General features: G+C 63.8%; 14 protein-coding genes and 1 pseudogene. 6 read left to right on the top strand and 9 right to left on the bottom strand.

The annotated features are described in order from the left end of the window. Positions 1-81 precede the first annotated feature (81 nt). Complete coding sequence (locus V1277_RS29510; RefSeq protein ID WP_334419302.1) at positions 82-1134, top strand: polysaccharide deacetylase family protein; 1053 nt, start codon at positions 82-84, stop codon at positions 1132-1134. 86 nt (positions 1135-1220) lie between these two features. Here the strand turns inward: V1277_RS29510 and V1277_RS29515 are convergent, their stop codons facing one another. After that, complete coding sequence (locus V1277_RS29515; RefSeq protein ID WP_334375021.1) at positions 1221-1433, bottom strand: DUF2842 domain-containing protein; 213 nt, start codon at positions 1431-1433, stop codon at positions 1221-1223. Between the two features lie 118 nt (positions 1434-1551). Between V1277_RS29515 and V1277_RS29520 the strand changes: the two genes are divergently transcribed. After that, the gene (locus tag V1277_RS29520) at positions 1552-2643 is read left to right on the top strand and encodes a COX15/CtaA family protein (protein ID WP_334419303.1); all 1092 of its coding nucleotides are present in this window, start codon (positions 1552-1554) and stop codon (positions 2641-2643) included. 150 nt (positions 2644-2793) lie between these two features. Continuing rightward, positions 2794-3606: pseudogene (locus V1277_RS29525) on the top strand (FTR1 family iron permease); the annotation flags it as partial. A 10-nt stretch (positions 3607-3616) separates the two neighbouring features. On the opposite strand, the gene nadC reads toward V1277_RS29525, so the two are convergent. From nadC to V1277_RS29565, 8 genes are all read right to left on the bottom strand, one after another. Further along, positions 3617-4486, bottom strand: a complete 870-nt coding sequence (nadC, locus tag V1277_RS29530; RefSeq protein WP_334419304.1) for a carboxylating nicotinate-nucleotide diphosphorylase — start codon at positions 4484-4486, stop codon at positions 3617-3619. Then, on the bottom strand, positions 4483-6036 hold the full coding sequence (locus tag V1277_RS29535) for an L-aspartate oxidase (RefSeq protein WP_334419305.1): 1554 nt from the start codon (positions 6034-6036) through the stop codon (positions 4483-4485). Before V1277_RS29535 ends, nadC begins: the two co-directional genes overlap by 4 nt. Further along, entirely contained in the window at positions 6033-7019 is a 987-nt protein-coding gene (gene nadA, locus V1277_RS29540) for a quinolinate synthase NadA (protein WP_334419306.1), read from the bottom strand. The genes V1277_RS29535 and nadA overlap by 4 nt, the downstream gene beginning before the upstream one ends. 54 nt (positions 7020-7073) lie before the next feature. Further along, positions 7074-8030 (bottom strand): NUDIX hydrolase, encoded by a 957-nt coding sequence (locus V1277_RS29545; protein ID WP_334419307.1) that lies wholly within the window; start codon positions 8028-8030, stop codon positions 7074-7076. A 31-nt stretch (positions 8031-8061) separates the two neighbouring features. Beyond that, positions 8062-8487 carry a hypothetical protein gene (locus V1277_RS29550; RefSeq protein ID WP_334419308.1) on the bottom strand — a complete coding sequence of 142 codons (426 nt, stop codon included), beginning with the start codon at positions 8485-8487 and terminating at the stop codon, positions 8062-8064. 281 nt (positions 8488-8768) lie between these two features. Continuing rightward, on the bottom strand, positions 8769-10049 hold the full coding sequence (locus tag V1277_RS29555; RefSeq protein WP_334419309.1) for an O-acetylhomoserine aminocarboxypropyltransferase: 1281 nt from the start codon (positions 10047-10049) through the stop codon (positions 8769-8771). A 153-nt stretch (positions 10050-10202) separates the two neighbouring features. Further along, positions 10203-10787, bottom strand: coding sequence for a CoA-binding protein (locus tag V1277_RS29560; RefSeq protein ID WP_334419310.1), 585 nt, complete (start codon positions 10785-10787; stop codon positions 10203-10205). Between the two features lie 108 nt (positions 10788-10895). Continuing rightward, a complete protein-coding gene (locus V1277_RS29565) occupies positions 10896-11720 on the bottom strand; it encodes an enoyl-CoA hydratase (protein WP_334419311.1) in 825 nt (274 codons plus the stop codon). An 86-nt stretch (positions 11721-11806) separates the two neighbouring features. On the opposite strand from V1277_RS29565, the gene V1277_RS29570 reads away from it, so the two are divergent. The 3 genes from V1277_RS29570 to rpsI all read left to right on the top strand — a co-directional run bounded on the left by V1277_RS29570 (position 11807) and on the right by rpsI (position 13332). Continuing rightward, a complete protein-coding gene (locus V1277_RS29570) occupies positions 11807-12235 on the top strand; it encodes a PaaI family thioesterase (RefSeq protein ID WP_213250498.1) in 429 nt (142 codons plus the stop codon). A 154-nt stretch (positions 12236-12389) separates the two neighbouring features. Next, entirely contained in the window at positions 12390-12854 is a 465-nt protein-coding gene (rplM, locus tag V1277_RS29575; protein ID WP_057839142.1) for a 50S ribosomal protein L13, read from the top strand. A 1-nt stretch (position 12855) separates the two neighbouring features. Further along, entirely contained in the window at positions 12856-13332 is a 477-nt protein-coding gene (gene rpsI, locus V1277_RS29580; protein ID WP_108513524.1) for a 30S ribosomal protein S9, read from the top strand. The last annotated feature ends 23 nt before the right edge of the window (positions 13333-13355 follow it).

Raw genomic sequence — 13355 nt, forward strand, 5'->3', positions numbered from 1 at the left:
CCTTCGCAGGGAAATGTCAACAAAGGGTAATACGATGCGGGCGCGGCGGGGGCAGCGCGACCGCATGTTGAGGGCGGTACGTTGGCGTCGGATATCGGAATTTTGCGGCGGGCCTGGATGGAGCTCGCCTATTTCAGCGGCTATTTCAGGCTGAAGCAGCGGCAGAGTGGTGGCGCCGGCATCATTTTGCGGTTCGAGCGCGTGCGTCCGCGCGATTCCCGCACCTTTCAGCCCAATCGGCGGCGCGAAATCACGCCGCAATTTCTCGACCGGACGATCCAGGCACTGAAGCGTTGGAACTTCGACCTGATCACGATGGACGAGGTGTGCCGGCGGGCGGTCACGCTGCCAAGGGCCAATCGGTTTGCCTGCCTGACCTTCGACGGCGGCTGCAAGGATGTCATCACGCAGGCCTATCCGGTGTTGTCGAAGCAGGGCGTGCCCTTCACCGTCTACCTGCCCACCGCGTTTCCGGATGGGCTCGGCGAAGCCTGGTGGCTCGCGCTGGAAGAGATGATCGGGCGCGAGGATCGCATCAGCCTGGTGATCGACCGCAAGGAACGGCGTTTCGCGACGGGCAGCACGCCCGAGAAGCATGACACGTTCGAATTTCTGGCGAGCTGGATGCGGACGCTGCCGCCGCCGGATCTTTCGTTCGCGATCCACGACCTCTGCACGCGCTACTCCGTCGATCTCGGGGCGCTGTCGCGCGCTGCCTCGCTGGATTGGGACGATCTGGCCACGCTCGCCGCCGATCCGCTGGTGACGATCGGCAGCGCTACGGTGAACTATTCCGCACTGTCCAACCTGAAAGGGACGGACGCGCAGCGCGAAATGACGATGGGAAAGGCGGTAGCGGAGACCGCCTTGCGTCAGCCCGTCAGGCATTTCGCCTATCCGTTCGGCGACCGGCAATCCTGGCGCCGGGAGCACGTCGTCATGGCGCAGGAGGCAGGTTTCGCCAGCGCGGTATCGACGATCCCGGGCGTCGTCGAGGCCAAAGGATACACGAATCTGCACGCATTGCCCCGGATCGCCTGGGACGGACGGCAGGGTTCGCTGCGCACGATGCGGGTGTTGCTGTCAGGGATGATGTTTCCCGCGGTCAGGCCGACCCGGGACAATTGGGTCTAGAGCGTTTTCAAGCGAAAGCCTGCCCCGGACTTGATCCGGGGTGGATACCGGTTCGCGTGAAGAAAACGCGTTAAAACAAGAATCTTCTAAGCGGTGCGATCGGGCCGCGACATCCAGCTCACGATCGGCATCGCCGGCAGCACCCATCCAAGCCCTGCCACGACATAGAAGATCGCCTGCAGCAGGCCTGAACTGGCCAGCCACGGCGTCTGGGCGATGGTCATGCCCAACAGCGACCACACCACGACCAGCACCAGCAAAGCGAGGGTTCCAAAGAATTTGCGGGTGCGTATCGTCATGTCGGATATATCAGGCTCGTGGCGGGTTGCGCGCAGGGAGGGGCGGACTATAAGGGGCGCGCCAATTCAATCAAGCGCGCCTTCGGGGCGAGCCAGGACGGATTTTCAGACGGGTTTTATGACCGCTAGTTCCGCACAGCAGGCCCCGCATGCCAGCGCCGTCCGATGGTGGCTGATCGTGGTTGCCGCGCTGATTGCGGTCATGGTGCTGGTCGGCGGCGCCACGCGCCTGACGGAATCCGGATTGTCGATCGTGGAGTGGAAGCCGGTTACCGGCACGCTGCCGCCGCTCAACGAGGCGCAGTGGGCGCAGGCGTTCGAGGGCTACAAGGCCATTCCGCAATACCGCGAACTCAACGCCGGCATGAGCCTTGCCGAGTTCAAGACCATCTTCTGGTGGGAATGGAGCCATCGCCTGCTCGGGCGCGTGATTGGCGCGGTCTACCTGCTGCCGTTCCTGTACTTTCTGTGGCGTGGCGCGTTCAGCGCTGAATTGAAAAAGCGGTTGTGGCTGATCTTCGGCCTCGGTGCGCTGCAGGGGGCGGTCGGCTGGTGGATGGTCGCCTCCGGCCTGTCCCAACGGACCGAGGTATCTCAATATCGGCTGGCGACGCATCTGGTGCTCGCTCTGATCATTTTTGCGTCGATCGTCTGGACGCTGCGGCGGATGCGTGCGCGTCCGCAACCTGCGGCGGCGCCACGACTGAAAATAACCGCTGTGGCGTTGCTGGGGCTGACCTTCCTACAGCTCTATTTCGGCGCGCTGGTCGCGGGCCTGCGCGCGGGACGGGTATACAATACCTGGCCCGAGATCGACGGCGCCTTGATTCCGTCGTCGGCGCGACTGTTCTTCGAGGAGCCGTGGTGGCGCAACTTGTTCGACAACACGCTCACTGTGCAGTTCGAACACCGCATGACCGCCTACGCACTGCTGGCACTGGCGGTCCTTCATGCGGTCGATAGCGTGAGGTCACGGGCCGGTGTTGCCGTGGTCGGCGGCGCCTGGTCTTTGGTGGCGGCGATCGCGCTGCAGGCCGGGCTCGGCATTCTGACGCTGCTGCATCAGGTGCCGATCGATCTCGCGCTGGCGCATCAGGCCGTTGCGATCGTGGTCTTGACGCTGGCGGTTTTGCAGACAGAGCGTCTGGTTGCGCGGCGCACCGAGCGCGACCAGCAGAAGCTGGTGATGCCACTCGGGCAGCCCGGCTGAAATTGAGCAATTCTAATCTGCTGTCATTGCCGGAAGTGCCCGATTTGCAGGGGTTTCTTGCTGTGCGACGGCCTTGACGCATTTGGGTGGCGTGCGACCGCTTTACTTGAATCGTTTGGACGATAAAACGAGCCAAAACAAAGGTTCAGTTTCATGTCGTCAGCTTTCATCCAAGCCGCTGTCATCCTGCTCCGCGAGGGGCTCGAAGCCATGCTGGTGATCGCAGCACTCGCGGGTTATCTGACCAAGGCCGGTGCCGCCCACCGCATTCAGGCGCTGTACGGCGGCGCGCTCGCCGCGGTCGGCGCCAGCTTCGTCGCCGCCTGGCTGTTTGCGGTGCTGAACTCCGGCGACCACAGCGATATCCTCGAGGGCGTCATCATTCTCGTCGCCGCCGCCCTGATGCTCTATGTCAGCGGCTGGCTGATGGTGAAGCAGGACCCGCGCGGCTGGCAGGATTATCTTGCGCATAAAGCCGACCGCGCGCTGTCGCAGGACACCGTGTGGGCGGTCGGCGCGCTGGCTTTCCTCGCGGTGTTCCGGGAGGGCGCCGAGACCGTGCTGTTCATCCATGCGCTGGCGAAGACCGAGGGTGGCTGGAGCGCGGGCCTGTTCGCCGGCCTTGCGGTGGCGACGGTGGGCCTCGCCGTACTGTTCTATTTCGTCAACCTGATTGCGCGAAAGCTTCCGCTGCGGCCGCTGTTCATCGTCACCTCGGCGTTCCTGTTCGTGATGGCGATCAAGTTCATCGGCGAGGCGGTGCAGGAGTTCCAGGAACAGGCGATCATCACGGTCACCGACGTGAAGGGCTCGGCGTTTCTGACCGCGATCGGCCTGAATCCTTCCATGGAAGCGCTGTCGATCCAGGGCCTGGTGATCCTGTTTGCGCTGGCGAGTTATTCGGTGGTCCAGCGCAACAACCGCCTGATGCGCGAGGACAAGGCAATGCGCGCGGCCGAGTGATCCGCCAAAGCTACGCTGCCTGCCGATTGAGTCCGAGATAGTCGAGCCCGATATCGAGCGCGGCGGAGCTGTGGGTCAGCCAGCCGGCCGAAATCAGGTCGACGCCGGTCGCGGCGATCGCCTTGGCGGTCTCGGCCGTGATGCGGCCCGACGCTTCCGTGATCGCCCGGCCGCCGGTCATGGTAACCGCCTGTCGCAGTTCCTCGACTGTCATATTGTCGAGCAGGACCGCATCCACCCCGATCGCAAGCGCTTGTTCGAGTTGCGCCAATGTATCGACTTCGACCTCGATCTTGACGAGGTGGCCGGCATGCGCCTTTGCGCGTTCGATCGCGGTCCTGATGTCGCCGGCCAGTGCGATATGGTTGTCCTTGATCAGAATGGCGTCGTCGAGGCCAAAACGGTGATTGCTGCCACCGCCCGCGCGGACCGCGTATTTTTCCAGTGCGCGCAGCCCGGGCGTCGTCTTGCGGGTACAGACGATGCGCGCCTTGGTGCCTTGCGCGACCGATACCAGCGAGGCCGTTGCGGTCGCGACGCCGCTGAGGTGGCAGAGAAAATTCAGCGCCGTCCGTTCGCCGGTCAACAATCCGCGTGCCGGCCCCTCGATCGCGGCGATCACGTCTCCCGGCGCCACCACGCTGCCGTCAGGGTGTTCCGCCTCGAGTTGGATGGCTGGATTGACGAGCTGAAATGCACAGCGCGCGATGTCGAGCCCGGCCACCACGCCGGGCTGGCGCGCGCGCAGCACCAGCGAGGCGCGCTTGTCCGCCGGAACGATCGCATCTGCCGTGATGTCGCCGGCGCGGCCTAAGTCTTCGAGCAGGGCGGTTCGAACCAGCGGCTCGTACACGACAGGCAGAAGCGGGGTTAGTGTCACGGCTGGGCACTCCCGGCAAACAGAGATCCGGTTTCAGCAATGTCGCGCGCGGCGTCGAGTGCGTCCGCAAGCGAGATGGATGAGGATACGGCCGAAGGCAGGACATCGGGGAAGTCGGTGCGAAAATGCCCGCCGCGGCTTTCCTCGCGCCGCCAGGCGGCGACCGCAATCATCAATCCCACCAGCGCGGGATCGGCTGCCGCACTTCTGCCGTTGGCGAGCGGATGGAGGCTACGGATCGCGCGCTCTATGCCGTGCCGGTCTCGGAGCACGCCGAGGCCTTGCGACAGGATCGGCCGTATGACCGAAGGGTCGGACGCGGGTGCAGGCGCGTCGGCCACGCGCGCTTTCAGCGGGCCGTGGCTCGCGCCCGTGACGCTCGCTGCAACCCATTGCGCACAGACGATGGCTTCCATCAGCGAATTGCTGGCGAGCCGGTTGGCGCCATGCAGTCCGGTGCGGCTGACTTCGCCGCAGGCCCAGAGGCCGTCCACGCTGCTGCGGCCTTCGCTATCAACGGCGATTCCGCCCATGTGGTAGTGCACCGCCGGCCTCACCGGAATCGGATCGGCGGCGGGATCGATCCCGGCCATTTTGCAGAAGGCGGAGATGACGGGATAGCGTTTTGCAAATTCCGCTCCCGGATGTTTGCGCGCGTCGAGGAAAACGCGATGCCCTTCCGCGCGACGGCGCCAGACCGCGCGCGCGACGATGTCGCGGGGCGCGAGTTCGGCACCTAGCTGATCCGCCATGAAGCGCTGCCCGGTATCGTCGATCAGGATTGCGCCATCGCCGCGCACGGCCTCGGTCACCAGCGGCATCGGGCGCGACGGCCCGTCGAAGGCGGTCGGGTGAAACTGGATGAATTCGAGATCGGCGAGCAGCGCGCCCGCGCGCGCCGCCAGCGCCAGCCCCTGGCCGTAGCAGCCGGCAGGATTCGTGCTGTCGAGGAACAGTCCACCGATGCCGCCCGTCGCCTGCACGACGCGGGTCGTGTCGATCACCAGCGGTCCCTGCGCGTTCACCGCGAGCACGCCCTTGATGGCGTTATCCTCGACGATCAGACTGCGCGCCTCGACGCCCTCCAGCAGCGTGACCGACGGACAGCGGCGTACCGCTGCAATCAGCGCGCGCATGATCTCGCGGCCCGTGCCGTCGCCGGTGGCGTGCACGATCCGGTTGCGGCCGTGGGCAGCTTCGAGGCCAAGCCGCCACCCACCGTCGGGCCACCGGTCGAAGGCAACGCCAAGCCTGGCGAGATGCTCGACGGCGGCAGGCGCGGCCTGAACGATCCGGCTCGCAATGGCCTCGTCGCACAGGCCCGCGCCAGCGGCCAGCGTATCGGCCAGGTGCAGGGCAGGGTCGTCATCGTCGCCCATCGCTGCGGCCAATCCGCCTTGCGCCCACAGGCTCGAGGCTTCCGCGCCGAGCGGTGCCTTCGACAGCAACACGACCGGCTCGGGCGCCAATTGAAGCGCCGTCATCAGTCCGGCAGCGCCGCCGCCGATGATGACGGGACGGTGGTTAAGCGCTGAAATCTCCGTGCTCATAGCGCCAGCATCCTTTCGACGGCGCGACGGGCAGGGCTCGCAATCGCGGGATCGATCGTCACCTCATGACGGCCGGTTTCCAGCGCATGGCGGATGTTCTTCAGCGTGATCCGCTTCATGTGCGGACAGAGATTGCAGGGCCGGATGAACTCCACTTCGGGATGGAGCACGGAAACGTTGTCGCTCATCGAGCATTCCGTCAGCAGCACGACCCGGGGCGGGCGCTGCTTGCCGACGTAATCCGACATCGCAGCCGTCGAGCCGGAGAAATCGGCTTCCGCCACCACTTCGGGCGGGCACTCCGGATGCGCCAGGATGGTCACATCAGGATGATTTTCGCGCAGTTGCCGGACGTCGGAGGCCGTGAAGAGCTCGTGCACCTCGCAATGGCCTTTCCATGCGATAATCTTCACATCCGTCTGCGTGGCGATGTTCTGGGCGAGGTACTCATCCGGCAGCATGATCACCCGCTCCACGCCGAGTGACTCCACGACCTTGAGCGCGTTGCCCGAAGTGCAGCAGATGTCGGATTCCGCCTTCACCGCGACCGAGGTGTTGACATAGGTGACGACGGGAACGCCGGGATAGCGCTGGCGCATCAACCGGACATCCTGCGCGGTGATGGAATCCGCCAGCGAACAGCCGGCTGCGAGGTCGGGGATCAGCACGGTCTTTTCCGGGTTCAACAGCTTGGCCGTCTCGGCCATAAAGTGCACGCCGGCCAGCACGATAGCGTCGGCATTGACCTTGGTGGCTTCGCGCGCCAGCAGCAGGCTGTCGCCGACGATGTCGGCGACACCGTGAAAGATTTCAGGCGTCTGATAGTTATGCGCCAGGACGACGGCGTTGCGCTCGCGCTTGAGCGCCAGAATGGCGTCGACGTCCTCGGCGAAGACCGCCCATTCAGGCGGCGGGATAACCCGTTTGACCCGATCATAAAGCGGTGCGGTGCGGGCGAGCGCTGAGGAACTGAGGTTGGCCATTTATACTCTCCCTGAGTATATACTGGCTTATACTTATCCTGAGCATAATCGAAGTCAAGTGCGCGATAAGGGAAGCTTGGTTCCGGCGATTGCCCGCTCCGCCAGCACGCCGTGGCGGAACCTGAACAATTTGGCGGGGCGGCCGACGGTGTCGGCGGCGATTGCGCCAGTTTCCTCAACGAGTTGCTGCTGCTCGATCAGGCGGCGAAAATTCTGCTTGTGCACCAGCCGGCCTGCAAGTGCCTCAACGCTGCGTTGCAGTTGCAGCAGGGTGAATTCCGCCGGCATCAGTTCGAACACCACGGGGCGGTATTTGATCTTGGCGCGCAGCCGCGCGATGCCGGTGGCAAGAATGCGGCGATGATCCCCGGTCATTGGTTTGCCGGGAATAACGGTCGTGGCCGGTGCCCCGTCACGCACGGCTTCCGGTATCAGGCCGGCCTCGTAGAGCAGCTCATAGCGCTGCAGTACCAGCTCCTCGTTCCATTCGCGATCCTCGAGGCCAAACGTGATGGCGGCGCGCTGCCAGCGTTGGCGCTGCAGGCCGGTGGTCTCAGCGGATTTCGCCCACGCCCGCAGGCGCGACGCCAATGTCTTCGCCAGTGAAGCGGGGAGGCCGGCCCGGCGATCCTCCCATGGGAAATATTCGTACCAGCCGGACCAGTGCGCCTCAAAACCCTGGCCGACCTTGTCTTCGCGAGTCAGGCCCAGATAGCTGATCGAGATCGAATGCGGTGACTTGGCATCTCCGGCGCGCCCACGATCGGCAAATGTGTAGAGCTGCTCGACATAGCCGAGCGGATGGCCGGTCTGTGCCTCGACCCAAGCCCGCAATCCCGTCTGCAGCGAACGGTGCGCGAATTCGAATGGGCCGCTCGGCAACGCGCCGTCGTTGGCGATGGTCATGATCTTGGGTTCGCCCTCGGTGACGGCGACGAGGACGGCGACCAGATCCGCCGTAACCGCGTTGGCAGAACCTGTTGCCCTGTCTTTCTTCAATGCCCCTGCCACTCCGTTGTCCGTCTCCGTCGCTGATGCGCCGTTAGCAATATCCGTACACGCCGCAGGCATAGGGCAGGCGAGCCCAGTAGGGTGTATAGGAGCCGCCATAATAAGGGCCGTCATAGCTGTAGGAATGGCTCGTTCCGTAATAGCCGGGCAGCGTCGACGACCCTGGCAGCAATGGCGTGCCCCTGACCAGCGGCACATAGGGCACCACTCCCACCGGCTTGATCAGAACCTCCGGCTCGTCTTCCGCGACGACCACCAGTTGGCGGCCGCGCCGCACGTAGAGCGGTGCGGTGGGGGCGACCGTGGTCCTGTAATTGTAATGGGCTCGGGGTAGGCCTGGCGGCAAATTGCTGGCGGCACGAACCGCTGCGCGCTTGGTGGCGGCGGGGCCGTCGGCGGCGACAGCGGTTCCGATCGCGAACGCCGCAATCAGCAATGACATTGTCCAGCGCAGCATCGTTGGCTCCGAATCGCTCGGGGGCGGGTCACCGCCACTTTATGCCGGAATGAGCGTTAACGAGAGGCTTGTGATTGCGGAGCCTACCGACCTTGGAAGTTGGTTGGACTCCGCTCGGATGTCATCGTCCACCAACGGGTCGCGCGAATGCGCGCCCGATGACAGGCTCCGGCGGGCGATCCAGTATTCCAGAGACTGGCAACTCAGCCGAAAGGCCACGGCGTACTGGATCCCCGCCTTCGCGGGGATGACGATCTTTTGCGGGGCAACCCGATAGCGCATCACGCGCTCAGCGCCTGCTCCAGATCCGCGATCAAATCTTCCTTGTCCTCGATGCCGATCGACAGGCGCACCACATCGGGCCCCGCGCCGCTTCTCACCTTGGCGTCGTCATCGAGCTGGCTGTGTGTGGTCGAGGCCGGGTGAATCACCAGCGAGCGGGTGTCGCCGACATTGGCTAGATGCGAGAACAGTTTCAGGTTCGACACCAGGCTGACGCCGGCGTCGTAGCCGCCCCTGAGGCTGAAGGTGAATACGGCACCGGCGCCCTTCGGCGCGTATTTGCGCGCGAGCTTGTTGTACCTGTCGCTGGCGAGGCCCGCATAGTTCACCGACGCCACCGCGGGATGGCCGGCCAGAAATTCCGCGACCGCCTTGGCATTCTCGCAATGCTTCTGCATGCGCAGCGGCAGCGTCTCGATGCCGGTCAGGATCATGAAGGCGTTGAATGGCGACAGCGCCGGGCCAAGGTCGCGCAGACCCAGCACGCGGCAGGCGATCGCGAAGGCGAAATTGCCAAACGTCTCCTGGATCCTGATGCCGTGATATTCCGGCCGCGGCTCGTTGAGCATCGGATATTTGTTGTCCTTCGACCAGTCGAAGGTGCCGGCATCGACGATGATGCCGCCGAGCGAATTGCCATGGCCGCCCAAGAATTTCGTCAGCGAGTGCACGACGATGTCGGCGCCGTGATCGATCGGGCGGATCAGGTAGGGCGTCGCCAGCGTGTTGTCGACGATCAGCGGCACGCCGGCCTTGCGGGCCACTTCCGCGATCGCCTCGATGTCGGTGATGCTGCCGGCGGGGTTGGCGATCGATTCGATGAAGATGGCCTTGGTGCGCGGCGTCACCGCGCGCTCGAAACTGCCGATATCGTCGGGGTCGGCCCACGCCACGTTCCAGCCAAAGCTCTTGAACGCATGCGTGAACTGGTTGATCGAGCCGCCGTAGAGTTTTCGCGCGGCAATGAATTCGTCGCCCGGCATCAGCAATTGCTGCAGCACGACGACTTGTGCAGCATGTCCCGAGGCAACCGCAAGCGCTGCGGTGCCGCCTTCCAGCGCCGCAATGCGCTCTTCCAGCACGGCGGTCGTGGGATTGCCGATGCGGGTATAGATGTTGCCGAACGCCTGCAGCCCGAACAGCGAAGCGGCATGGTCGGCATCATTGAATACGAAGGACGTGGTTTGATAGATCGGCGTCACCCGCGCGCCGGTGGTGGGATCGGGCTGCGCGCCGGCATGCACGGCAAGGGTCGAAAATCCCGGGAGACGGTCGGTCATTCTTCTTCGTCCTGTTCTCTGGCTTGCTTGAAATGCGTTGACGATGCTGATCGCAGCCGCGTCCGCCGTCAAGGCGAGGCGTTCACATGTGGCGGATTGGAAACGCGCCTGCTTCGTCAGGCCGCGTCTTCGGAATAATTGTTTCTCATTGCTTCACGTCGGCTCGCCTTTGTTCTTTGCGGCGCGATCGGATGCTGCCGTTGCCCCGCCGCCGACGCTCATCCGGTTCAGCGACAGCCGCATGCCCTGTGTCGGGATCGGCGCGCGCTTGGAGCTCAGCGTGCGCGAATTGACGCCCATCCATGAAATTTCCGACGACAGCCGACCATACTCGATCTTCGGGCAGCGGTTCATCACCACCTTGATGCCGACGGCTTCGGCTTTTTCGGCAGCCGCATCGTCGCGCGCGCCGAGCTGCATCCAGATCACTTTTGGCAACGGCGACAATGTCAGGGCCTCGTTAACGACAGGCATGATGTGGCTGGAGCTGCGGAAGATGTCGATCATGTCGACGGGACGGCCGATATCGGACAGCGAGGCGACGAAGGGCTTACCGAGTAGCTGCTTTCCGACATGACCGGGGTTGACCGGAACCATGTCATAGCCACGCTGCGCCAGGTATTTGAACGCGAAGTAGCTCGGCCGCACATTGACCGGCGAGGCCCCGACCATCGCGATCGATTTCACGGAGTTGAGGATGCCGCGGATGTAATTGTCGTCGTATGCGTCGTGGTTCATTTCAATCCTGCACAGTCATTCCGGGGCGATGCGAAGCATCGAACCCGGAATCTCGAGATTCCGGGTCTGGTCCTTCGGACCATCCCGGAATGACGACGCTTTGCGTCGTCACTTGTCATGCCACTTCGGTTCACGCTTCTCGATGAAGGCGCCGATGCCTTCCTCGGCGTCGCGCGCCATCATGTTCTCGGTCATCACTTCGGCCGCATAGCGATAGGCCTCGGCGAGGCTCATTTCGGCCTGGCGATAGAACGCCTCCTTGCCGAGCTTGACGGTATAGGCGGATTTGAGCGCGACCTTTTGCGCCAGCGCGATCGCCGCATCGCGCTCGGTGTCGGCGGCCACGATTCGGTTGATGAGGCCGATATTCTTCGCCGTCGTCGCCGAGATCGGTTCACCTGTGAGCAGCATCTCCATCGCCTGCTTGCGCGGGACGTTGCGCGACAGCGCCACCATGGGGGTCGAGCAGAACAGGCCGATATCGACGCCGGGGGTCGCGAAGCCTGCGGCCTCGGAGGCGACCGCGAGATCGCAGCTCGCCACCAATTGACAGCCGGCGGCGGTCGCGATGCCCTGTACGGCGGCGACGACGGGCTTCGGCAGGTGCACGACAGCCTGCATCATCGCGCTGCAGGCGTTCATGATCTGCCCGAAATAGGCGCGGCCGCGATCGGCATCGCTGCGGCGTGCAGTCAATTCCTTCATGTCGTGGCCCGCGGAGAAGGCCGGGCCGTTGGCTGCGATGACGACGGCGCGGACGCTGTTGTCGTCGTGGATTGCCGTCAGCGCAGCGTGCAGCTCGGCGATCAGGCCCTCCGACAGGCTGTTGCGTGCCGCCGGCCGGTTGAGCGTGAGCACTCGGATGCTGCCGACATTCTCCTGCAGCAGGATCGGAGGTTGCGGCGTGGGTGCGCGGGCGGTTTGGGCGGGCATCTCTGAGGTTTCCACTCCAGGATTTTCATTTTGGCTTTGCTGACAACGTAATGTAACAGGCAGTCATAATCGAGGGGCACGGGTGGATGGCGGCAGCGAAAATGAGCGTGGCTGAGCTGGAGAAGTTCCTCCGCGAGGAATTTCCGCAAGCCTTCAGCGATGGCGATATCACCATCGAGAGCGCCGATGGCGAGACCTGCCTGCTGCGGCGGCGTTACGACGAGCGCATGCTGCGGCCAGGCGGCACCGTGTCGGGGCCGACCCTGATGGCGATGGCCGATTTCGCGATGTATGTGGTGCTGCTCTCGGCGATCGGCCCGGTGGGATTGGCGGTAACGACCAATCTCAACATTAATTTCCTGCGCAAGGGCCAGCCGGGACAGGACGTGCTGGCCGCCGCGCGCCTGCTGAAGCTCGGCAAGCGGCTGGCGGTTGGCGAGGTCAACCTGCTGTCAGGCTCGTCGCCCGATCCGATCGCCCATGTGACGGCGACCTATTCCATTCCAAACACATAGACTTTTGAAAGGTAATATTGCACCATATTTTTATGTAATTGTTTTTGTTGAAGTAATTTGCAAACATTGGCGTTGACTGACAGTGCGCCGTTCTCTAGAAACCCGCCAGTTCGGCGCATCTGGCGCCGATTTCCATTTTCACGGATTTCCTCACATGAAAACCTATTCGGCAAAGCCCGCCGAGGTGACGAAGAAATGGGTCTTGATCGACGCCAAGGGTCTGGTGGTCGGCCGTCTCGCCACCCTCGTCGCGATGCGCCTGCGCGGCAAACATCTGCCCACCTATACGCCGCATGTCGATTGCGGTGACAACGTCATCATCATCAACGCGGCGCATGTCGTGCTGACCGGTCGCAAGCGCGACAACAAGGTCTACTACAAGCACACCGGCTTCATCGGCGGCATCAAGGAGCGCACCGCGAAGTCGATCCTCGAGGGACGCTTCCCCGAGCGCGTGGTCGAGAAGGCCATCGAGCGCATGATCCCGCGCGGTCCGCTCGGACGCGTGCAGATGGGCAATCTGCGCGTTTACCCCGGCGCCGAACATCCGCATGAAGCCCAGCAGCCCGAGAAGGTTGATATCGCTTCGATGAACCGCAAGAACATGAGGGCCGCATAAGATGTCGGATACCATGCAGTCGCTCGACCAGTTGGCGTCGTTGAAGACGGCCGCTCCGGAAGCGCCGAAATACGTCAAGAAGGTCGACAAGTACGGCCGCGCCTACGCCACCGGCAAGCGCAAGGATGCGGTCGCCCGCGTCTGGATCAAGCCGGGCGCCGGCAAGATCGTGGTCAACACCCGCGAAGTCGAGGTTTACTTCGCCCGTCCGGTGCTGCGCATGCTGATCCAGCAGCCGCTGGTCGCAGCCGCGCGTGCCGGCCAGTACGACGTCATCTGCACGGTCGCCGGCGGCGGTCTGTCGGGCCAGGCGGGTGCCGTGCGTCACGGCATCTCGAAGGCGCTGACCAACTTCGAGCCTGATCTGCGCGGCGTACTGAAGAAGGGCGGCTTCCTGACCCGCGACTCCCGCACCGTGGAGCGCAAGAAGTACGGCCGGGCCAAAGCGCGCAAGTCGTTCCAGTTCTCGAAGCGCTAATTGCTTTGCTAAAATTTGCAGCG

Source organism: Bradyrhizobium sp. AZCC 1588, assembly GCF_036924735.1.
Lineage (GTDB): Bacteria > Pseudomonadota > Alphaproteobacteria > Rhizobiales > Xanthobacteraceae > Bradyrhizobium.